General features: G+C 68.1%; 1 pseudogene. It reads right to left on the bottom strand.

The features are described from left to right. Positions 1-313: pseudogene (locus IF06_RS32720) on the bottom strand (hypothetical protein); the annotation flags it as partial.

Here is a 313-nt window from a genome sequence, read left to right as displayed (position 1 = left end):
GGAGGGGCGCTGCTGGAACAGGCCCTGCGAGTCGTGGTCGTTACGGTCACCGAGGTGGCCGAGGTTCTCCAGCTTCGACTCCTGCAACGCCGTGGCGATGGAGACGACCGCGGCGCGCTCGTCCATGCCGGCCTTCTTCGTCGCCGCAATGATCGCCTTCACATTGGCGGTCTGCTCGTCGTTCAGGTCGATGCGCGACTGGTTGCCCTGCACGCCGTGCGGGATCAGCTTGTCACCCTGCACCGTGGCCGCAACCGGCTTGGTGTGGGTGGTGTCCGCCGCGTGCGCAGCCACCGGACCGGCGAACACGCCA

This window comes from Micromonospora globosa, from assembly GCF_000717585.1.
GTDB classification, from domain to species: Bacteria; Actinomycetota; Actinomycetes; order Mycobacteriales; family Micromonosporaceae; genus Micromonospora; species Micromonospora aurantiaca.
The sequence above is the reverse complement of the archived record's forward strand: the minus strand, read 5'-3'. Positions and strand labels throughout refer to the sequence as shown.